Annotated in this window: 19 protein-coding genes; 7 read left to right on the top strand and 12 right to left on the bottom strand. The window is 59.7% G+C overall.

Annotated elements, in window-relative coordinates:
- Positions 1 to 130: 130 nt before the first annotated feature.
- The 8 genes from NJC40_RS24665 to NJC40_RS24630 all read right to left on the bottom strand — a co-directional run bounded on the left by NJC40_RS24665 (position 131) and on the right by NJC40_RS24630 (position 9,010).
- Complete coding sequence (locus tag NJC40_RS24665; protein ID WP_253141048.1) at positions 131 to 871, bottom strand: secretin N-terminal domain-containing protein; 741 nt, start codon at positions 869 to 871, stop codon at positions 131 to 133.
- A gap of 260 nt (positions 872 to 1,131) precedes the next feature.
- Positions 1,132 to 1,557: a GNAT family N-acetyltransferase gene (locus NJC40_RS24660; protein WP_045493144.1), complete on the bottom strand. Its 426-nt coding sequence runs from the start codon at positions 1,555 to 1,557 to the stop codon at positions 1,132 to 1,134.
- Positions 1,550 to 2,716: a ribosomal protein uL16 3-hydroxylase gene (locus NJC40_RS24655; RefSeq protein ID WP_253141049.1), complete on the bottom strand. Its 1,167-nt coding sequence runs from the start codon at positions 2,714 to 2,716 to the stop codon at positions 1,550 to 1,552. The genes NJC40_RS24660 and NJC40_RS24655 overlap by 8 nt, the downstream gene beginning before the upstream one ends.
- Positions 2,717 to 2,797: 81 nt before the next feature.
- Positions 2,798 to 4,168, bottom strand: coding sequence for an adenylosuccinate lyase (purB, locus tag NJC40_RS24650; RefSeq protein ID WP_045493138.1), 1,371 nt, complete (start codon positions 4,166 to 4,168; stop codon positions 2,798 to 2,800).
- 117 nt (positions 4,169 to 4,285) lie between these two features.
- Positions 4,286 to 4,906, bottom strand: a complete 621-nt coding sequence (hflD, locus tag NJC40_RS24645; RefSeq protein WP_045493135.1) for a high frequency lysogenization protein HflD — start codon at positions 4,904 to 4,906, stop codon at positions 4,286 to 4,288.
- On the bottom strand, positions 4,906 to 6,036 hold the full coding sequence (mnmA, locus tag NJC40_RS24640) for a tRNA 2-thiouridine(34) synthase MnmA (RefSeq protein WP_045493133.1): 1,131 nt from the start codon (positions 6,034 to 6,036) through the stop codon (positions 4,906 to 4,908). The genes hflD and mnmA overlap by 1 nt, the downstream gene beginning before the upstream one ends.
- Before the next feature lie 60 nt (positions 6,037 to 6,096).
- Complete coding sequence (locus NJC40_RS24635) at positions 6,097 to 6,543, bottom strand: NUDIX hydrolase (RefSeq protein WP_253141050.1); 447 nt, start codon at positions 6,541 to 6,543, stop codon at positions 6,097 to 6,099.
- A gap of 241 nt (positions 6,544 to 6,784) precedes the next feature.
- Positions 6,785 to 9,010, bottom strand: coding sequence for an NADP-dependent isocitrate dehydrogenase (locus tag NJC40_RS24630; protein WP_045493129.1), 2,226 nt, complete (start codon positions 9,008 to 9,010; stop codon positions 6,785 to 6,787).
- Between the two features lie 602 nt (positions 9,011 to 9,612).
- Here NJC40_RS24630 and icd point away from each other — a divergent pair.
- Positions 9,613 to 10,875, top strand: coding sequence for an NADP-dependent isocitrate dehydrogenase (gene icd / locus NJC40_RS24625; protein ID WP_253141051.1), 1,263 nt, complete (start codon positions 9,613 to 9,615; stop codon positions 10,873 to 10,875).
- A gap of 83 nt (positions 10,876 to 10,958) precedes the next feature.
- Here the strand turns inward: icd and cspD are convergent, their stop codons facing one another.
- A complete protein-coding gene (cspD, locus tag NJC40_RS24620) occupies positions 10,959 to 11,237 on the bottom strand; it encodes a cold shock domain-containing protein CspD (protein ID WP_045493125.1) in 279 nt (92 codons plus the stop codon).
- A 240-nt stretch (positions 11,238 to 11,477) separates the two neighbouring features.
- On the opposite strand from cspD, the gene clpS reads away from it, so the two are divergent.
- Together clpS and clpA are read left to right on the top strand one after the other, a co-directional pair.
- Positions 11,478 to 11,840 carry an ATP-dependent Clp protease adapter ClpS gene (gene clpS / locus NJC40_RS24615; protein WP_045493123.1) on the top strand — a complete coding sequence of 121 codons (363 nt, stop codon included), beginning with the start codon at positions 11,478 to 11,480 and terminating at the stop codon, positions 11,838 to 11,840.
- 30 nt (positions 11,841 to 11,870) lie between these two features.
- Entirely contained in the window at positions 11,871 to 14,144 is a 2,274-nt protein-coding gene (gene clpA, locus NJC40_RS24610; protein WP_045493120.1) for an ATP-dependent Clp protease ATP-binding subunit ClpA, read from the top strand.
- A gap of 131 nt (positions 14,145 to 14,275) precedes the next feature.
- On the opposite strand, the gene infA is transcribed toward clpA, so the two are convergent.
- From infA to aat, 3 genes are all read right to left on the bottom strand, one after another.
- On the bottom strand, positions 14,276 to 14,494 hold the full coding sequence (gene infA / locus NJC40_RS24605) for a translation initiation factor IF-1 (protein ID WP_002553999.1): 219 nt from the start codon (positions 14,492 to 14,494) through the stop codon (positions 14,276 to 14,278).
- Between the two features lie 101 nt (positions 14,495 to 14,595).
- Positions 14,596 to 15,303 (bottom strand): arginyltransferase, encoded by a 708-nt coding sequence (locus NJC40_RS24600; RefSeq protein ID WP_045493118.1) that lies wholly within the window; start codon positions 15,301 to 15,303, stop codon positions 14,596 to 14,598.
- A gap of 50 nt (positions 15,304 to 15,353) precedes the next feature.
- Positions 15,354 to 16,043: a leucyl/phenylalanyl-tRNA--protein transferase gene (gene aat / locus NJC40_RS24595; RefSeq protein WP_045493114.1), complete on the bottom strand. Its 690-nt coding sequence runs from the start codon at positions 16,041 to 16,043 to the stop codon at positions 15,354 to 15,356.
- Between the two features lie 410 nt (positions 16,044 to 16,453).
- Between aat and NJC40_RS24590 the strand changes: the two genes are divergently transcribed.
- From NJC40_RS24590 to crcB, 4 genes are all read left to right on the top strand, one after another.
- Positions 16,454 to 18,937: a DNA translocase FtsK gene (locus tag NJC40_RS24590; RefSeq protein WP_045493112.1), complete on the top strand. Its 2,484-nt coding sequence runs from the start codon at positions 16,454 to 16,456 to the stop codon at positions 18,935 to 18,937.
- A 73-nt stretch (positions 18,938 to 19,010) separates the two neighbouring features.
- Complete coding sequence (gene lolA, locus NJC40_RS24585; RefSeq protein WP_253141052.1) at positions 19,011 to 19,634, top strand: outer membrane lipoprotein periplasmic chaperone LolA; 624 nt, start codon at positions 19,011 to 19,013, stop codon at positions 19,632 to 19,634.
- A 25-nt stretch (positions 19,635 to 19,659) separates the two neighbouring features.
- Positions 19,660 to 20,985 carry a replication-associated recombination protein A gene (locus NJC40_RS24580; protein WP_045493106.1) on the top strand — a complete coding sequence of 442 codons (1,326 nt, stop codon included), beginning with the start codon at positions 19,660 to 19,662 and terminating at the stop codon, positions 20,983 to 20,985.
- Positions 20,982 to 21,356, top strand: a complete 375-nt coding sequence (gene crcB / locus NJC40_RS24575) for a fluoride efflux transporter CrcB (RefSeq protein WP_045493103.1) — start codon at positions 20,982 to 20,984, stop codon at positions 21,354 to 21,356. Before NJC40_RS24580 ends, crcB begins: the two co-directional genes overlap by 4 nt.
- Positions 21,357 to 21,364: the final 8 nt, after the last annotated feature.

Here is a 21,364-nt window from a genome sequence, read left to right as displayed (position 1 = left end):
ATCATGCCGCGCCGTTTTTGCTCCGTCAAACGTTTTGTAGTGCTTTTATGGTGTCACTACATCTTTGGTCTAATACGACTGGTGGGTCACCAAAAGGCCCGTAGGTTCTGGCTTTGCGCCAGAGGCCGGGTTAGTCGAGGGCATCGACCTTGACGCGTAGCAGCATGTCGTCGCGGCCCTGGGTCGAGTAGTACAGGGCATTGCCCTGACGATCGGCTATCGACTGGCTCTGGTTGCCTGCCAGGGTGATCCATTCGCCAAGCCGGCCGCTGACCTTGCTATCGGTACTCTGCACCTTGATTGCGTCCGGGCGCTCCTGGCTGAGGCGGTCACGGTTGGTGCTGATGCTCAGGTGCACGATATCGCCGGTCACGCTGGCGGTGACATAGAAGCCCTGGGTCACGTTGCGATACTGGGTTTCGCTCTGGCTATAACCGTAACTGTCGGTGCGTGAGGTGGTCAGCGGAACACTCTGGCCGACTTGAATCAGCGCCGGGGTGCCTTCGCTGGTCTGCACCTGCTGCACGCCGCCCTCACGGCTGCTGGTGCCGTAGCTGATCACCCGGCCGCTGCTGGCGCCGTTCTGGCTGTGTGCAGCACTGTCGCTGGTGTCGACACTGATCAGCAGGCGTCTGGCGGCTACATCGAGTTGGGCGAGCAGGGCGCGCAGTTCTTCGATCCTGCGCGACTCGGCGTTGACGATCAACTGGTTGCCATAGGCGCTGACCGTGCCGTCCTGGCCAAGGAAGTTGCGTGCTACCGGCAGCATTTCGTCACTGGTGCGGTAATTGAGCGGCACCACTTCCGTGGCAGCCAGTACCGGGGTGCTTACAGCCAGCAGCAGTGAAACCAGCAAGGGGCGTACAGACATGTCCTTTCTCCGCGAAGAGCTTCCAGAAGGGCGCCGCTAAAAACTACCTGCGTGCCATCGCTGGGTTAAAAACAGGCTTGTGCGCGAGTCCGACCGTTGCTCGCCTGTTTTTGCCTTGCGCTGGCTGCCTCGCCTACGTTTTAGAGGTGCCCTGAAGGCTTGAGTGTGCCACTTTGCCGAGCGATAGCAAAACGCCCCGATCAACCGGCCGGTAACGGCGGGTCGAGCGGGGCGTTGATCGCAGGTGTGCAGTTTTTAAACTACACCGCCTCGCGGAGCATATCCACATGCGGCAGGCCGGCTTCGAGGAACTCGTCGCTGACCACGCGAAAGCCAAAGCGCTCATAGAAGGGCGCGGCATGAACCTGTGCGCTGAGCTTCTGCTGTTGCAGGCCGCGCTTTTCGGCCTCGCTCAGCACCGCGCCGAGCAGGGCTTCGCCAACCTTCAGGCCACGCCAGTCCTTGAGTACCGACAGACGACCGATTTCACCGTCCGGCAGCAAACGTGCGGTGCCTATCGGATAGTCGCCTTCGTTGGCCAGGAAGTGTACGGCGTCGGCATCTTCGGCATCCCATTCCAGCTCTGGAGGAACCGCCTGTTCGAAGATGAACACGCTTTCACGGATACGCCGTATGGCGGCGTTGTCCTTGTGCCAGTCTGCAACCGATACGCTGATTTTATTCATCGGCAAATCCCAGGCTTCCTTGTTTTACCAGCTCGCAAAGCAGTGTGCGTCCGTCCTCGTCCGCCAGCCAGGGTCCGAGGTTCTCGATGTGCAGGGCGTCGGCGGCGCAGATCAGTTTGAGCAGATCGCGCAGCTTGCCCGGCAGCAAGCGGCTCTGGCCGCTGGCGAACAGCAGCAGGTCTTCATCGACATTCGACCAGGCCAGACGCGCGCTTGGGTTGCGAATGATGATGGCACCTTGTTCCAGGCTGTCCAGCAGGTCTTCTTCTTGCAACTCTTCGCCGCTGACCAGTTCCGGGTGGCGTGGCTCGGTCATGAACTGGCCGAACCAGGTCAGTAGCAGCCGCTCATCGCCCATGTGCTCGGCGAGCAGGCTCTTGAGACGGTCCAGCGCGTCGTGCTGGATCTGGTGTGGATCTGCAGCGGGCTGAAGGTTGGCGTCAGTGTAACGCTCTTCGTCAGGAATGAACTGGCTGAGGAAGTCGGTAAAGTGTGTCAGAACTTCAGCGGCGCTTGGCGCGCGGAAACCTACCGAATAGGTCAGGCAGTCGTCTACCGCCACGCCCCAGTGGGCCAGGCGCGGTGGCAGATAGAGCATGTCGCCAGGCTCCAGAGTCCACTCATCAGTACCTTCGAAGTCTGCCAGGATGCGCAGGTCAGCGTGCTGGATCAGCTCGCTTTCGGTGTTGCACAGCTGGCCCACTTTCCAGTTGCGTTTGCCGTGGCCTTGCAGCAGGAATACGTCGTAGTTGTCGAAATGCGGGCCAACGCTGCCGCCCGGTGCGGCGAAGCTGATCATCACGTCGTCGATGCGCCAGCTTGGCAGGAAACGGAAGTTCTCCAGCAGTTCGGCGACTTCCGGCACGAACTGATCAACCGACTGCACCAGCAGGGTCCAGTCACGCTCTGGCAGCTTGCTGAACTCGTCCTCTGCGAACGGGCCGCGACGCAGCTCCCATGGGCGCTCGCCGTTCTCGATGATCAGGCGCGATTCGATTTCTTCTTCAAGCGCCAGGCCGGCCAGTTCGTCAGGCTCGATAGGGCTCTGGAAGTCACTGATGGCCTGACGGATCAGCAAAGGCTTCTTCTGCCAGTAGTCACGCAGGAAGACGCGTGCACTTATGCCGCCCAGAAGTTGCAGAGGAATATCAGGATTCATGTTCAAACCATTGAAATAAGGTGGTTTTCGTTCGCGAATAAAAACGCCCGGCTGGGCCGGGCGTTATTCGCGGGGCGCAGGTCAGATGCGTTTGGCCTGGGCCACGGCATTGCCGATGTAGTTGGCTGGCGTCAGTTTCTTGAGTTCGGCCTTCGCGTCGCCCGGCATGTCCAGGCCATCAATGAAGGTCAGCAGCGCTTCAGGGCTGATGCCTTTGCCGCGAGTCAGCTCCTTGAGCTTCTCGTACGGGTTCTCGATGTTGTAGCGGCGCATGACGGTCTGGATCGGCTCGGCCAGCACTTCCCAGCAGGCGTCTAGGTCGGCGGCGATGCGTTGCTCGTTCAGCTCCAGTTTGCCGATGCCCTTGAGGCTGGCTTCGTAGGCGATGACGCTGTGTGCAAAGCCCACGCCCAGGTTGCGCAGTACAGTAGAGTCGGTCAGGTCGCGCTGCCAGCGCGAGATCGGCAGTTTGCTGGCCAGATGCTGGAACAGCGCATTGGCGATACCCAGGTTGCCTTCGGAGTTTTCGAAGTCGATCGGGTTGACCTTGTGCGGCATGGTCGAGGAGCCGATTTCGCCAGCGACAGTCTTCTGCTTGAAGTAGCCCAGGGAAATGTAGCCCCAGATATCGCGGTCGAAGTCGATCAGGATGGTGTTGAAGCGGGCAACCGCATCGAACAGCTCGGCAATGTAGTCGTGCGGCTCGATCTGGGTGGTGTACGGATTGAACTCCAGGCCCAGCTCGTCTTCGATGAAGGCGCGGGCGTTGGCTTCCCAGTCGATGTCCGGGTAAGCCGACAGGTGGGCGTTGTAGTTGCCCACGGCGCCGTTGATCTTGCCCAGCAGCGGTACGGCTGCGACCTGGGCGATCTGCCGCTCGAGGCGGTAGACGACGTTGGCCAGTTCTTTGCCCAGGGTGGTTGGCGAAGCCGGCTGGCCGTGGGTGCGCGACAGCATCGGCACGCTGGCAAAGCGCTGGGCCAGTTCGCGGATGGCGTCGGCGATCTGGCGCATCAGCGGCAGTACCACGGTGTCGCGGCCCTCGCGCAGCATCAGTGCGTGGGACAGGTTGTTGATGTCTTCACTGGTGCAGGCGAAATGGATGAACTCGCTGACCTTGTTCAGTTCAGGCAGCTTGGCGGCCTGTTCCTTGAGCAGGTACTCCACGGCTTTCACGTCGTGGTTGGTGGTGCGCTCGATTTCCTTGACGCGCTCGGCGTGCTCCAGCAGGAAATTGTCTGCCAGGGTGTCGAGAATGGCGTTGGCTTCGGCGCTGAAGGCCGGTACTTCGGTGATTTGCGGGTGCGCCGCCAGACGCTGCAACCAGCGTACTTCGACCAGAACACGGAAACGGATCAGGCCGTATTCGCTGAAGATAGGGCGCAGGGCCTGGGTTTTGCCACCGTAGCGGCCGTCGACAGGGGAAACCGCGGTGAGCGAAGAAAGCTGCATGGGGTGCTCTCGTACAGTCTGGCTTTGAAAAGGGCGCACATCATACACGAAATCACCGCTCATCTGGAGCGGGCTGACCAGCGTAGATAGCGTCGCGTGCAGTCGACGCGCGGCGTTTCAGCCGTGCATCATGGTATAGAGTTCATTCAACAACTTGCGGCGGCTGAACACCAGTTGCCAGCGATGGCCGCCAACTTGCCGCCACAGGCGCGCCGAGCGAATGCCGGCCAGCAACAGGGCGCGAATCTTCGAGGCGTTGCTGGGCTGCTGCAGATTGCGCATGTCGCCTTGCACCTGAATACGCTGGCGCAGGGTGCTCAGGGTGTCCTGGTACAGCGCACCGCTGGCGGCGATCACGTTTTCGTGAGTGATGCCGAAATGCTCAACCTGAGACTGGATCTGCGGCAGCCGCCGGCCAATCACTTCCAGCATGTCGTTGCGCTTGGCCAATTGACGCTCCAGGCCCAGCATCGACAGCGCATAGCGCAGCGGCTCGCGCTGCAATGTGCCGGGGTCGCGCTCCAGGGCGCTGGCCAGGGCGCGCAAGCCTTCGCGCAGGTACTGATCGCTGCCGCCGTACACCTCCAGAGTGTCCTTCGGGTCAAGTACCAGCAGGCTGCCAAGCATGCAGCCCAGTTCGGCCTCGCTGACCTGGCCGGTCTTGGCGATGCGGTCGACCAGCACAGCGGTCTGGAATACACCGCCCAGGGCGGTCAATTGTTCCTGAATCGGAGTCATCAAACCATGTCCTTGCTGTGCCAGGGTTCGGCAGTTTCAATCACGCCGCCGCCCAGGCAGATTTCACCGTCATAGAACACCACCGATTGCCCTGGTGTGACAGCGCGTTGCGGCTCGTCAAACACTGCACGGTAACCGTTGGCGGTTTTCTCCAGGGTGCAGGCCTGGTCGGCCTGGCGATAGCGGACCTTGGCAGTCAGTCGTCGCGGGCTGTGCAGGTCAATCGGGTTGACCCAGTAAATTTGCGAAGCCAGCAGGGCACGCGAGAACAGCCATGGATGATCGTTGCCCTGACCGACGATCAGCTCGTTGTGGGTCAGGTCTTTTTCCAGCACGTACCAGGGCTCGTCGCCGGCGTCTTTCAGACCGCCAATGCCCAGGCCCTGGCGCTGGCCAATGGTGTGGTACATCAGCCCGGCATGCTGGCCGATGACTTCGCCTTCAGTGGTCTTGATCTCGCCGGGCTGGGCAGGCAGGTACTGGCGCAGAAAGTCGGTGAAGCGTCGCTCGCCGATGAAACAGATCCCGGTCGAGTCTTTCTTGCGGGCGGTAATCAGGCCGTGTTTCTCGGCAATCGCCCGCACTTCGGGTTTTTCCAGTTCACCGACCGGAAACAGGGTGCGGGCGATCTGCTCGCCGCCGACGGCATGCAGGAAATAGCTCTGGTCCTTGTTCGGGTCCAGGCCCTTGAGCAGCTCAGTGTGGGTGGCGGTGTCGCGGCGACGCACATAATGGCCGGTGGCAATCAGGTCGGCGCCCAGGCTCAGCGCATAGTCAAGGAATGCCTTGAACTTGATTTCCCGGTTGCACAGGATGTCGGGGTTGGGCGTGCGGCCGGCCTTGTACTCTTCCAGGAAGTGTTCGAACACGTGATCCCAGTACTCGGCAGCGAAGTTGGCCGTGTGCAGCTTGATGCCGATGCGGTCGCAAACGGCCTGGGCGTCGGCCAGGTCTTCTTTCGCGGTGCAGTATTCGGTGCCGTCGTCTTCTTCCCAGTTCTTCATGAACAGACCTTCCACCTGATAGCCCTGTTCCAGCAGCAGAACGGCGGATACGGAGGAATCCACGCCGCCGGACATGCCGACGATGACACGGGGTTTATCGGTGTTTGGAAGGGCAGAATCAGACATGGGCATTCAACAGCTATGGGTGAAAAGGACGCGATTCTATCAGGCGCGGGCTGTTGCGTCTCATGCCTTGTCGCGCAGCAGCTCAAGACTGAAACGCTCGCCTTGCAGGTAATCATCGACACAGCGCAGCACCAGCTCACTGCGCCATCGTGCCTGTTGGGTAACCAGTTCATCGCGATTCAGCCAGACCGGGCCGATGATGCCGTCGTCCAGTTGATAGTCGGGGTTGTACTTGAGTGGCTTGGCGGCAAAGCAGATTCGCTGATATGTGACGCCATTGCTGGGTGCGGTGTACAGGTAAATGCCGACCACCCCGGTCAGCTCCACATCCCAGCCGGTTTCTTCCAGGGTTTCGCGCACTGCCGCGCGCTGCAGGCTTTCATTCGGATCCAGATGTCCGGCCGGCTGATTCAGTACCGGCTGGCCGCTTTGCAGCTCCTCGACGAACAGGAAGCGGCCCTGATCTTCAACGATAGTGGCGACGGTTACGTGGGCTTGCCAGGTCATGGGCGAATCCTTAAGAGTCTTGGTGGGTGGCAGTATACGTAAAGGCGGGGAGCGGGTGGTTTGAGGGGGTGTCGTGTAGTGTGCATCCTCAACTGATGTGTCGGGTTTTAGTCACCTTTGCGCTTTTAGAAGGCTTTCACGACTGAAGTCGCTCCTACAAAAAAGCTGGAAACTTCGGTGACTCAAAAAACAACAACCCCGGCTGCGTGGGCCGGGGTTGTTGTTTACAGCAGCTTGAACCTTACAGTGCAGCGATTGCCGCGTTCAGGGTCTCGCTAGGACGCATGGCCTTGCTGGCCAGCTCCGGCTTGGCGAAGTAGTAACCGCCAATCTCAACCGGCTTGCCTTGTACCGCATTGAGCTCGGCAACGATTTTCTCTTCGTTGTCGGTCAGGGTCTTGGCCAGTGGCGCGAACTGGGCCTTCAGGGCCGCGTCGTCATTCTGTGCTGCCAGTGCCTGAGCCCAGAACAGGGTCAGGTAGAAATGGCTGCCGCGGTTGTCGATGCTGCCGACTTTGCGCGATGGCGACTTGTTGCGGTCCAGGAACTCACCGGTCGCCTGGTCCAGAGTCTTGGACAGTACCAGTGCTTTCGGGTTGTTGTAGGCATTGCCCAGGTGCTCCAGAGAAGCCGCCAGAGCCAGGAATTCGCCCAGCGAGTCCCAGCGCAGGAAGTTCTCTTCGACGAACTGCTGCACGTGCTTTGGCGCCGAACCGCCAGCACCGGTTTCGAACAGGCCGCCACCGTTCATCAGCGGCACGATCGACAGCATCTTGGCGCTGGTGCCCAGCTCCATGATCGGGAACAGGTCGGTCAGGTAGTCGCGCAGTACGTTACCGGTGGCCGAGATGGTGTCTTTGCCGGCGCGGGTGCGCTCCAGGGTCAGCTTCATCGCCTCGACCGGGGTCAGGATCTGGATGTCCAGGCCCGAAGTGTCGTGGTCGCCCAGGTACTTCTTGACCTTGTCGATCACCAGTGCGTCGTGACCACGTGCCGGGTCCAGCCAGAACAGCGCAGGCGTGCTGCTGGCGCGAGCGCGGTTGACGGCGAGTTTGACCCAGTCCTGGATCGGTGCGTCTTTGGTCTGGCAGGCGCGGAAGATATCGCCCGCTTCGACGTTCTGCTCCAGCAGGACTTCACCCTTGCTGTTGGATACACGTACAACGCCGTCAGTCTTGACCTGGAAGGTCTTGTCGTGAGAGCCGTACTCTTCGGCTTTCTGGGCCATCAGGCCGACGTTCGGCACGCTGCCCATGGTGGTCGGATCGAATGCACCGTGCTTTTTGCAGTCTTCGATAACCGCCTGGTAGATGGTGGCGTAGCTGCGATCCGGGATCACGGCCTTGGCGTCGTGCAGTTGGCCATCGGTGCCCCACATCTTGCCCGAGTCACGGATCATGGCTGGCATCGAAGCATCGACGATCACGTCGCTTGGTACGTGCAGGTTGGTGATGCCCTTGTCGGAGTTGACCATCGCCAGTTGTGGGCGAGCAGCGTACACGGCGTCGATGTCAGCCTTGATTGCGGCTTGCTTGTCGGCCGGCAGGCTGCCGATACGGTTGTACAGGTCACCGATACCGTTGTTCAGGTCAAAGCCGATTTCCTTGAGCACGTCGGCGTGCTTGGTCAGGGCGTCCTGATAGAACTCTTCGACGATCTGGCCGAAGATGATCGGATCGGAGATCTTCATCATGGTGGCTTTGAGGTGCACCGAGAACAGTACGCCTTGTTTCTTGGCGTCGTCGATCTCGGCCGCGATGAAGCTGCGCAGGGCCTTTTTGCTCAGTACCGAGCTGTCAATGATTTCACCGGCCTTGACGGCGGTTTTCTCTTTCAGGACGGTGGCAGTGCCGTCCTTGGCGATCAGTTCGATCTTCAGGCTGTCGTCGGCTTCGATCAGGGCGCCTTTTTCGCTGCCGTAGAAATCGCCACTGCTCATGTGGGCTACATGGGCCTTGGAGTCTGCTGCCCAGGCGCCCATCTTGTGCGGGTGCTTGCGCGCGTAGTTCTTGACCGACAGCGGTGCGCGACGGTCGGAGTTGCCTTCGCGCAGGACCGGGTTCACGGCACTGCCCTTGACCTTGTCGTAGCGGGCGCGGGCGTCTTTCTCGGCGTCAGTGGACGGCGCTTCAGGGTAGTCAGGAATGGCGTAGCCCTGTTCCTGCAGCTCTTTGATGGTGGCTTTGAGTTGCGGAACCGAAGCACTGATGTTCGGCAGTTTGATGATGTTGGCTTCTGGTGTGGTAGCCAGTTTGCCCAACTCGGCAAGATGATCCGGGATTTGCTGGTCGGCGCGCAGCGACTCCGGGAAGCTGGCCAATACACGGCCCGCCAGGGAAATGTCACGGGTCTCGACGTCGATGTCGGACGAAGCCGTGAACGCTTCGATGATGGGCAGCAGGGAATAAGTGGCGAGGGCCGGAGCTTCGTCGGTGAAGGTGTAGATGATCTTCGAGCGGTTGGACATTCGTATTAACTCTCTGTTTTGCTGAGCATGCACAAAATCCCGATACGCGCTGAGTAGGCGCTTGACCCGGGTTCGTGCCACGGGCTCGGGTCGGGATTGATTCGCGGTGATGTTGGGTGCATCAGTCGAGCGTCAAGCAATCGGGCACCATAACGGCACCTCTAAAAACTACCTGCGTTGCCATCGCTGCGTTAAAAACAGGCTCAAAATGCTCATTTACAACCCGTAAACTCCGCGTTCTCGCCTGTTTTTGCCTTGCACTGGCTGCCTCGCCTACGTTTTTAAAGGCGCCCATAAGTCCCAACGCAGATCGGAGCTGGTGTCGTGTATCCGGACGGGCCAGTTCCAGTGACTGGAGCCCCTATGACTCGGCAGTCACGCCGGAGTATATCAAACCCTGAAACGCAAGCATTAATGCTATGCGGCCAATTGGCGCATGCCAATACGGCCTTGGTCGAACGCAAGCGCTCTGGATCAATGCTTTTCGGGATTTTGCAAAAGATTGCGCGATGGTGTCCAGTGGCCGTGATTGTCAGAAGCGGCACAAGTGCTAGGCTTCATTGCGGTCAGGCTGTCCAATCAAACACGTATTGGAGTTCAGCATGAAATACGCAAAGATCACAATCCCCGCCATTGGTGAGCAGATCACCGTCAACCCGGATCACTCGCTCAATGTCCCCGAGCAACCGATTATTCCTTATATAGAAGGCGATGGCGTGGGCGTCGATATCACGCCTGTCATGCTCAAGGTCGTCGATGCTGCAGTCGCCAAGGCTTACGCCGGAAGCCGAAAAATCGCCTGGATGGAGGTCTATGCCGGAGAAAAGGCCACCCAGGTCTATGCCCCGGACATATGGTTGCCCGATGAAACCCTGGATGCACTGCAGCGCTACGTGGTGTCGATCAAGGGGCCGCTGACTACACCGGTTGGCGGCGGAATCCGTTCGCTGAACGTTGCTCTGCGCCAGCAACTGGATCTGTACGTCTGCCTGCGTCCGGTGCGCTGGTTTGCCGGGGTGCCCAGCCCGGTCAACAAGCCGGGTGATGTCGATATGGTGATCTTTCGTGAGAATTGCGAAGACATTTACGCCGGTATCGAGTGGGCGGCGGGTTCACCCGAGGCGCAGCGGGTCATCGATTTTCTGAAAGAGCAAATGGGAGTGACGCGCCTGCGCTTCGACCACGACTGCGGAATCGGTATCAAGCCGGTTTCCCGTGATGGCACCCGGCGGCTGGTGCGTAAGGCTCTGCAATATGTGGTGGATCATGACCGGCGTTCGCTGACCATTGTGCACAAGGGCAACATCATGAAATACACCGAAGGCGCCTTCAAGGAGTGGGGTTATGAGGTGGCCTCGGCGGAGTTTGGTGCGACGCTGCTCGACGGCGGGCCCTGGATGCGGTTCATCAATCCCAGGACCGGTAATGAGGTGGTCGTCAAGGACGTCATCGCCGATGCGATGTTGCAGCAGGTGCTGTTGCGCCCGGCTGAGTACGACGTGATTGCAACCCTGAATCTCAATGGCGACTACCTGTCCGATGCGCTGGCCGCTCAGGTCGGTGGTATCGGTATTGCTCCGGGCGCCAATCTGTCTGATGACGTTGCGGTGTTCGAAGCAACCCATGGTACGGCGCCGCGTTATGCGGGCAAGGACCAGGTCAATCCGGGATCTCTGATTCTGTCGGCAGAAATGATGCTGCGCCATCTGGGCTGGGTTCAGGCGGCAGGGCTGATCGTTCAGGGGATCGAAGCGGCAATGGCTGAGAAAACCGTTACCTATGATTTCGCACGGCTGATGGAGGGGGCCAACCGGGTGTCCTGCTCGGGGTTTGGTGATGCGCTGATTGCGCACATGCAGGCGTAAAGAGGGGTCACGAGCGGCCGGTTCGAACTGCTGAACCGGCGTGCTTTACATCACATCATGGCTGGGGTTTGTGGTGGTTCGCCTCAGGCTGGCACATTGGAGGTTTTCAAGGTCAAGGTCGCTGCACTGGACGCTTCGATCGGCTTGGCGGCAGTGGCCGCAGCGGGCGAAATGTTAACGGCGTGCAGACCCTTGGGGCCCTGAATAATCTCGAAGTTGACCGGCTGGCCGGCTTTGAGTGTCTTGTAACCGTCCATCTGAATAGCTGAATAATGCGCGAACAGATCTTCATCCCGGCCGTCGGCAAGGATAAATCCATAGCCTTTTGCATTATTGAACCACTTGACTTTACCACTGAGCATAGCCATATCCCTCTGCAAAGGACTCCGTCTGGAGTATCATCCACCTCAATCCGCCATACCTGAAATAAAATTTTGGTTGACTGCGCGGACCCTTTTTACCCAATGTGGGCTCTATTGTTTGTAACACCGTTTAGCTGATAGTCAAGGTCATGCGGCAGTCCATTTCAATGAATGGGCGTTCTGACAGCGGCCAATTGCTATTAGTTCAATCCGACCTACGCAAATTTCGAACGTTTTCCCATGCATGCAATCAGCAAGATTCGACTAACCTTCAATCAGGACGATCAGCAGCCTTACGAGGATGACTCGGCCGGTGTTGCAGTGCAGGACGCTCAGCCGACTCTGCAGGCCCCACCGATGTATAAGGTGGTTTTGTTCAACGATGATTACACGCCGATGGATTTCGTCATCGAAGTGCTGGAGGTGTTCTTCAATCTGAATCGTGAGCTGGCAACCAAGATCATGCTGACTGTCCATACAGAGGGGCGGGCAGTATGCGGATTGTTTACCCGTGACATCGCCGAGACCAAGGCCATGCAGGTCAATCAGTACGCCAGGGAAAGTCAGCATCCACTACTCTGTGAGATCGAGAAGGACGGTTAACGCCGACCACTTGGGTTATGAGGTGAAGCTATGTTAAACCGTGAGCTCGAAGTCACCCTCAATCTGGCCTTCAAGGAGGCGCGCTCGAAGCGTCATGAGTTCATGACCGTCGAGCATCTGCTTCTGGCCTTATTGGACAACGAGGCCGCTGCCACCGTTTTGCGGGCATGCGGCGCGAACCTCGATAAGCTCAAGCATGATCTGCAGGAGTTCATCGACTCCACTACGCCACTGATCCCCGTGCATGACGAAGATCGGGAAACCCAGCCGACGCTGGGCTTCCAGCGCGTTCTGCAGCGCGCAGTCTTTCATGTACAGAGCTCCGGCAAGCGTGAAGTGACCGGCGCCAATGTACTGGTTGCAATCTTCAGCGAACAGGAAAGCCAGGCCGTCTTTCTGCTCAAGCAGCAGAGCGTGGCCCGGATCGATGTCGTCAATTACATTGCCCACGGGATTTCCAAGGTCCCCGGGCACGGCGAACACTCTTCCGAAGGTGAGCAAGATATGCAGGACGACGAGGGTGGTGAGGCTTCTTCCTCTGGCAATCCTCTGGATGCCTATGCCAGTAACCTTAACGACCAGGCCCGCCAGGGGCGTATCGACCCGCTGGTCGGTCGCGAGCAGGAAGTCGAGCGCGTGGCGCAGATCCTGGCCCGTCGTCGCAAGAACAACCCGCTACTGGTCGGCGAGGCCGGTGTGGGCAAGACAGCCATTGCCGAGGGCCTGGCCAAGCGTATTGTCGACAATCAGGTGCCTGACCTGCTGGCCAGCAGTGTCGTCTACTCGCTGGACCTGGGCGCGCTGCTGGCGGGCACCAAGTACCGCGGTGACTTCGAGAAGCGCTTCAAGGCGCTGCTCAACGAATTGCGCAAACGCCCGCATGCGATCCTGTTCATCGACGAGATTCACACCATCATCGGTGCCGGTGCTGCCTCCGGTGGCGTGATGGATGCCTCCAACCTGCTCAAGCCGCTGTTGTCCTCAGGCGAGATCCGCTGCATCGGTTCCACTACCTTCCAGGAATTTCGCGGTATTTTCGAGAAGGATCGTGCCCTGGCACGGCGCTTCCAGAAGGTTGACGTGTCTGAGCCGTCGGTTGAAGACACTATTGGCATTCTCAAGGGGCTCAAGGGTCGCTTCGAGCAACACCACAACATCGAGTACAGCGACGAAGCCCTGCGTGCCGCCGCCGAGCTGGCTTCACGCTATATCAACGACCGGCACATGCCTGACAAGGCCATCGATGTGATCGACGAGGCCGGTGCCTACCAGCGCCTGCGGCCGGTCGAGCAGCGGGTCAAGCGCATCGAGGTTGCTCAGGTCGAGGACATCGTTGCCAAGATCGCGCGCATTCCGCCCAAGCACGTCAACAGCTCCGACAAGGAATTGCTGCGCAATCTGGAGCGTGACCTCAAGCTCACCGTATTCGGTCAGGATGCGGCCATCGACTCGCTGTCGACCGCCATCAAGCTGTCCCGGGCCGGCTTGAAGTCACCCGACAAGCCAGTAGGCTCGTTCCTGTTTGCCGGTCCTACCGGGGTTGGCAAGACCGAGGCGGCACGCCAGTTGGCCAAAGCGCTGGGCGTCGAGTTGGTCAGGTTCGACATGTCCGAGTACATGGAGCGCCACACCGTCTCGCGGCTGATCGGTGCGCCACCGGGTTATGTCGGCTTCGACCAGGGCGGTCTGTTGACCGAGGCGATCACCAAGCAGCCGCATTGCGTATTGCTGCTCGATGAAATCGAGAAGGCTCACCCGGAAGTCTTCAACCTGCTGCTGCAGGTCATGGACCACGGTACCCTGACCGACAACAACGGGCGCAAGGCGGACTTCCGCAATGTGATCCTGATCATGACCACCAACGCCGGTGCCGAGACCGCTTCGCGGGCCTCGATCGGCTTCACGCATCAGGACCACTCCTCCGATGCCATGGAAGTGATCAAGAAGAGCTTCACGCCAGAGTTCCGCAACCGTCTGGATACCATCATCCAGTTCGGCCGGCTCAGTCACGAAGTCATCAAGAGCGTCGTCGACAAGTTCCTCACCGAACTGCAGGCGCAGCTTGAGGACAAGCGTGTCCAGCTTGAAGTGTCGGATGCGGCGCGCAGCTGGCTGGCTCAGGGCGGTTACGATGCAGCAATGGGCGCGCGGCCGATGGCTCGACTCATCCAGGACCGGATCAAGCGGCCGCTGGCCGAAGAGATCCTGTTCGGCGAGTTGTCCGAGCATGGCGGTGTCGTGCATATCGATGTCAAGGATGGCGAGATTACCTTCGACTACGAAACCACGGCAGAAATGGCCTGATCCCACTTGCTTCGCCCGCTGCCATTATGGCAGTGGGCGAGCAGGTGTTTATTCAGGTAAACAAATGCTTCAGGCAAGCAAAAACGACAAAGCCCGGCACTGCCGGGCTTTGTCGTTTAAAGCTTGTGCGATCAGCGTGCGCGGTAGGTGATACGGCCTTTGCTCAGGTCGTATGGCGTCAGTTCAACGCGTACCTTGTCACCAGTCAGAATGCGGATGTAGTTCTTGCGCATCTTGCCGGAGATGTGCGCGGTTACGACGTGCCCATTTTCCAACTCCACACGAAACATGGTGTTGGGCAGGGTGTCGACGACAGTGCCTTCCATTTCGAAGCTGTCTTCTTTCGACATGCAGTAAAGCCCTCGGGAATCAAATGAGTGGCCCGGTGCAAGTGGCGCCAGGCAAAAGCGGCGTGCATTGTGCCCGAAAAATGTGTTTCAAGCCAAGCAGTTCAGTACAGAGTGACCCATCTTTGATTGGTTAGCAGCTCAATGGGCCGATATTGGGTCTTGTAATTCATCTTTTTGCAGTTCTTGATCCAATAGCCGAGATAGACCGAGTGCAGGTGCAAACGTGCCGTTTCGGCGATCTGCCAGAGGATCGCGTAACGCCCCAGGCTGCGGCGTTCTTCGTCAGGCTCATAGAAGGTATAAACCGCCGACAGGCCATTGGGCAGCAGGTCGGTAACCGCCACTGCCATCAGTCGGCCTTCGGCGCGGAATTCGTAGAAGCGGGTAAACGGCAGGTCGCGAACCAGAAACGTGCTGAACTGCTCACGGCTGGGTGGGTACATGTCGCCATCGGCGTGGCGTTGTTCGATGTAGCGCTGATAAAGATCGAAGTATTCCTGGGTGAACACCGGCTTGACGCTGCGTACCACCAGGTCGGCATTGCGCTTGATGATGCGCTTTTGCTGGCGGTCAGGTTCAAACAATGCCACCGGAATGCGCGCCGGGATGCATGCGCTGCAGTTCTGGCAGTGCGGGCGGTACAGGTGGTCACCGCTACGGCGAAACCCCATGTCAGACAGGTCGGCATAGACCTGTACGTCCATGGGCTGGCTGGGATCGAGGAACAGCGTGGTCGCCTGTTCATCGGGCAGGTAGCTGCAGGAGTGGGGTTGAGTGGCATAAAACTTGAGGCGCGCCAGCTCTGTCATGATTGCCCCCGTTCTCGAAAACCTTGTAGCTATCAGTGTAAGCCAGCATGTCAGACTCGACTAGCTGACCAGTCAGCCTTATTGGCCGAGTCGAGGTATTGGTTCAAGTATTGGGCAAATGCCTGGCGCGGGATCGAGCGGGCGCCGAAGCTGTGCAGGTGCTGGGTAGGCATCTGGCAATCGATCAGCACGAAGTCCCAGGCCTTGAGGTGCTCCACCAGAGTCGCAAAGCCGACCTTTGAAGCATTGTCGGCGCGGCTGAACATCGATTCGCCAAAGAACAGGCGTCCCATGGCCAAGCCATACAGGCCGCCGACCAGTTCGTCGCCCAGCCAGACTTCGACGCTGTGAGCATGGCCGCGTTGATGCAACTCAAGGTAAGCGTCCTGCATGCTGGCGGTGATCCAGGTGCCCTGCGCATAGCTGCGCGGGGCTGCACAGGCCTCAATGACCGCGGCAAAGTCCTGGTCGAAGGTGACCCGGTACTTCTGTTGGCGCAGCAGCTTGGCGAGGCTGCGGGAAACATGCAGCTCTGCCGGGGGCAGAACGGTGCGTGGGTCGGGGGACCACCAGAGAATGGGCTGGCCGTCCTGAAACCACGGAAAGCAGCCGTGGCGATAAGCCTGCACCAGGCGGTCGGCAGACAGGTCGCCGCCGGCGGCCAGTAACCCGTTGGGCTCGCGCAGGGCCTTGTCCAGAGGCGGGAAGTCGAGGCTGTCACGTCGTAACCAGGTCAGCATGGGATCAATGGGTCTCAGCAGGGGAGGGGAGGGCGTCAGTCATTTTGCAACTCTATACGCTCAAGCAGGTCTGAGTCAGGTTGTCGTACCCCTGAGCTGCTGCCGATACAGGATCAACGTCATGTCATAAGCCTTTGTCACGCAAGACAATGCATGCTCAAATTGGGCTATCGTCAGTGCTGCTTGAACAGAGCAGACCGGCGCGCCAGACTTGTCGCGTGCCAGTACAGACCGGTACCGCTACAAAACCGTACAATGCCAACGTTGCGCGTTATCATTCAAGCCGAGTGTTTCAGGAGGCGTTCATCCGTAGTGCAATGTCAATGTCACCGTTCGCGCTTGTCTCGCGCCGTCGCCACACCTGGTCGTTCAATGAGTTGTTCGCGCTCCTGCGCAGGAATTAAAGCGTTTTGAAGAAATCCACTCCAGCACCCGCACCCGCAGCTGTACCCCTATGGCGGCAGCAGTTGCACTATCGGCTCAAGGAAGGGGCATTGATCGCCTTCGGCTTCCTGTGCCTGTATCTGATCATGGCCTTGCTGACCTACGACCAGAGCGACCCCGGCTGGAGCCATACCAGCAGCAGTGGCGGCCAGGTACAGAATGCCGCTGGCCGGGCCGGAGCATTCAGTGCCGACATCCTGTTCATGGTTCTGGGCTACTTCGCCTATATCTTTCCGCTGTTGCTGGGGATCAAGGCCTGGCAGGTGTTCCGTCAGCGGCATGAACCCTGGCAATGGAGCGGCTGGCTGTTCTCCTGGCGCCTGATCGGTCTGGTGTTTCTGGTCCTGGCCGGCGCGGCCCTGGCGCACATCCACTTTCATTTCACAGCCGGCTTTCCGGGTTCGGCAGGCGGAGTGCTGGGTGAGGTGCTCGGTGACCTTGCCAAGCGGGCGCTGAATATTCAGGGCAGCACGCTGCTGTTCATTGCCCTGTTCCTGTTCGGGCTGACCGTGTTCACTGACCTGTCGTGGTTCAAGGTCATGGATGTCACCGGTAAGATCACCCTGGATCTGGTCGAATTGCTGCAAGGCGCGGTCAGCCGCTGGTGGGCCGCCCGTGCCGAGCGGCGCAGCATGGTGGTCAAGTTGCGCGAGGTCGACCTGCATCTGGAAGACGAGAAGCAGGCGCCCAGACCCGCCAGTCGCCGTGAGCCGGCACTCGGCGCCCGCGACAAGGTGTTTGAGCGTGAGCAGCCTGCCGCCGGCAAACCGGCGCCTGTCGCCGCGCCTGTGGTGCCCGCCGCCAGTGCTGCTGTGGCGCCGCTGGCAACACCTGCGCAACCGGGCAAGCCGATGCCGGCGATCATTCCGCCGACTCCGGCCAAAGCGCCGGAGCCGAGCAACCGGGTGATGAAGGAAAAACAGGCGCCGCTGTTTGTCGACAGCGCCATCGAAGGCACATTGCCGCCGCTGTCGATTCTTGATCCGGTGGAAAAGAAAGCCCTTAGTTATTCACCCGAATCGCTGGACGCGGTGGGCAAGCTGCTGGAAATCAAGCTCAAGGAGTTTGGTGTCGAGGTTACGGTGGACTCGATTCATCCGGGGCCGGTGATTACCCGCTACGAAATCCAGCCAGCGGCCGGGGTCAAGGTCAGTCGGATTGCCAACCTGGCCAAAGACCTTGCTCGTTCACTGGCGGTGACCAGTGTGCGGGTGGTCGAGGTGATTCCCGGCAAAACCACCGTGGGTATCGAGATCCCCAACGAAGACCGGCAGATCGTGCGTTTCTCGGAAGTATTGTCGACCCCCGAATTCGATACCGCCAAATCGCCAGTCACCCTGGCGCTGGGGCATGACATCGGTGGCCGCCCGGTAATTACCGATCTGGCCAAGATGCCGCACCTGCTGGTCGCCGGTACCACCGGTTCCGGTAAGTCGGTGGGGGTCAACGCCATGATCCTGTCGATCCTGTTCAAGTCCGGTCCGCAAGATGCCCGCTTGATCATGATCGACCCGAAAATGCTTGAGCTGTCGATCTATGAGGGCATTCCGCATCTGCTGTGCCCGGTGGTCACCGACATGAAGGACGCGGCCAACGCCCTGCGCTGGAGCGTTGCCGAGATGGAGCGGCGCTACAAGCTGATGGCGGCCATGGGCGTGCGTAACCTGGCCGGCTTCAACCGCAAGATCAAGGATGCCGAAGAGGCCGGTACACCGGTCAGCGACCCGCTGTATCGCCGTGAAAGCATTCACGATGAGGCGCCGTTGCTCAGTACCCTGCCGACCATCGTGGTGGTGGTCGACGAATTTGCCGACATGATGATGATCGTCGGCAAGAAGGTCGAAGAGTTGATCGCGCGTATCGCCCAGAAAGCCCGTGCCGCCGGTATTCACCTGATTCTTGCCACCCAGCGGCCGTCGGTGGATGTGATTACCGGTCTGATCAAGGCCAACATCCCGACCCGTATGGCGTTTCAGGTGTCGAGCAAGATTGACTCGCGGACCATCATCGACCAGGGCGGTGCCGAGCAACTGCTGGGGCACGGTGACATGCTCTACATGCCACCAGGCACCAGCCTGCCGATCCGGGTCCATGGTGCCTTCGTGTCCGATGATGAGGTCCATCGGGTCGTTGAGGCCTGGAAAATGCGTGGCACCCCTGACTACAACGACGATATTCTGGCCGGCGTCGAAGAGGCCGGTAGCGGGTTCGATGGCGGTAGTGGGGGTGGCGACGGTGAAGACAGCGAAAGCGATGCGCTTTACGACGAAGCGGTCAAGTTTGTGCTGGAAAGCCGTCGGGCGTCGATTTCGGCGGTGCAGCGCAAACTCAAGATCGGTTACAACCGCGCCGCACGTATGATCGAGGCGATGGAAAACGCAGGCGTGGTCACCCCGATGAACACCAATGGCTCACGTGAGGTCATCGCGCCGGCACCGATGCGCGACTGATCCCGCAGAGCAACCCTGTTGGCAGCGTGTGTGTCGCGCTGCCGCACTTTCAGTGAATTTAAAGAGGAATCCCATGCGTCTGATCCGCATGTTTCTGGCTACTGCTCTGACCTTTTCCGCGCTGACCGCCCATGCCGACAGCAAGGACGTGGCGCGCCTGACCCAGTTGCTGGAGAAGTCCCAGACCCTCAACGGCCGCTTTTCGCAGATGACCCTCGACGGCAGTGGCACCCAGTTGCAGGAGTCGCAGGGCAGCATGACCCTGCAACGTCCAGGGCTGTTCAACTGGCACATCGATCCGCCTCAGGAGCAACTGATGGTTTCCGATGGCAAGAAGGTCACCCTCTGGGACCCGGACCTGCAACAGGTGACGATCAAGACCCTCGACCAGCGCCTGACCCAGACCCCGGCGCTGCTGCTGTCCGGCGATGTATCGAAAATCAGCGAAAGCTTCGATATCACCTCGAAAGAGGCCGGTGGTGTAGTGGATTTCGTGCTCAAGCCCAAGACCAAGGACACGCTGTTCGATAACCTGCGCCTGTCGTTTCGCAATGGCTTGATCAACGACATGCAACTGGTGGATAACGTCGGCCAGCGCACCAATATCCTGTTCACCGGGGTTACTGCCAACCAGCCCGTAGCCAAGGACAAGTTCCAGTTCCAGATTCCCAAGGGCGCGGACGTGATCCAAGAGTAAGTAGCCGACACAAGGCGCCCGAATCATGGACCTGTTCAGCCGTGAACCCATTGCCCAGCCCCTGGCGGCGCGCCTGCGTGCCACTAACCTGGACGAATACGTGGGCCAGGAGCACGTCCTGGCCCATGGCAAGCCCCTGCGTGAAGCCCTGGAGCAGGGGGCGCTGCATTCGATGATCTTCTGGGGCCCGCCGGGGGTGGGCAAGACCACCCTGGCGAAGTTGCTGGCCAAGGTCTCGGATGCGCATTTCGAAACCGTCTCGGCAGTGCTGGCCGGGGTCAAGGAGATCCGTCAGGCCGTTGAAGTCGCCCGGCAGCAGGCGGCCCAGTACGGGCGGCGTACCATCCTGTTCGTCGACGAAGTGCACCGCTTCAACAAGTCCCAGCAAGACGCCTTCTTGCCCTATGTTGAAGACGGCACGCTGATCTTCATCGGTGCGACCACCGAAAACCCCTCGTTCGAACTGAACAATGCCTTGCTATCGCGGGCGCGGGTCTATGTGCTCAAAAGCCTGGACGAAGCTGCCTTGCGCAAGCTGGTACAGCGTGCCCTCACCGAAGAGCGTGGCCTGGGGCGGCGTCAGTTGAGCCTGAGTGACGAAGGCTTTGCCACCCTGATGGCGGCCGCCGACGGCGATGGCCGGCGCATGCTCAACCTGCTGGAAAATGCCTCGGACCTCGCCGAAGACGGCAGCGAAATCGGCAGCGAGCTGCTCAACAGCCTGCTGGGCGACACCCGCCGACGCTTCGACAAGGGCGGCGAAGCCTTTTACGACCAGATTTCGGCGTTGCACAAGTCGATTCGAGGCTCAAATCCCGATGCGGCGCTTTACTGGTTCGCGCGGATGATCGACGGCGGCTGTGACCCGCTGTATCTGGCGCGACGGGTAGTGCGCATGGCCAGCGAAGACATCGGTAATGCCGACCCGCGTGCCTTGCCGCTGTGCATGTCGGCCTGGGACGTTCAGGAGCGCCTCGGCAGTCCTGAAGGCGAGCTGGCCGTTGCCCAGGCGATTGTTTATCTGGCCTGTGCGCCGAAAAGCAATGCGGTGTACATGGCCTACAAGGCTGCCATGGCTGACGTGGCGGCCAATGGTTCGCGGGAAGTGCCGTTGCACCTGCGCAATGCCCCCACCAAACTGATGAAGCAACTGGGTTATGGCGAGCAGTATCGTTATGCTCACGACGAGCCGGACGCCTACGCCGCCGGCGAAGACTATTTTCCCGACGACCTGGAGCCGCGCCAGTACTATCATCCGGTGCCCCGAGGCCTGGAAATGAAGATCGGCGAAAAGCTGCGTCATCTGCATGCGCTGGATGCTGCCAGCCCTCTTCAACGGAGAAAGTCTTGATTCAGACCATTCTTGCGGTGTCGATTGCCGGCATCGCTGGTACATTACTGCGTTTCGCCACTGGCAACTGGGTAAGCGCCCACTGGCCACGGCACTTTTACACAGCCACATTGGCGGTCAACCTGATCGGTTGTCTGATCATTGGCGTGCTGTACGGCCTGTTCCTGATTCGTCCGGAAGTGCCGATCGAGATTCGCGCCGGCCTGATCGTCGGTTTTGTAGGTGGTCTGACGACCTTTTCATCCTTTTCACTGGATACGCTGCGCCTGCTGGAAAGCGGGCAACTGCCACTGGCCCTGGGCTATGCCGGCATCAGCGTGTTCGGCGGCCTGCTCGCAACCTGGGTGGGCCTGACATTGACCCGACTTTGATAGACGAG

The organism is Pseudomonas sp. 21LCFQ02, from assembly GCF_024129895.2.
GTDB lineage: Bacteria > Pseudomonadota > Gammaproteobacteria > Pseudomonadales > Pseudomonadaceae > Aquipseudomonas.
The sequence above is the reverse complement of the archived record's forward strand: the minus strand, read 5'-3'. Positions and strand labels throughout refer to the sequence as shown.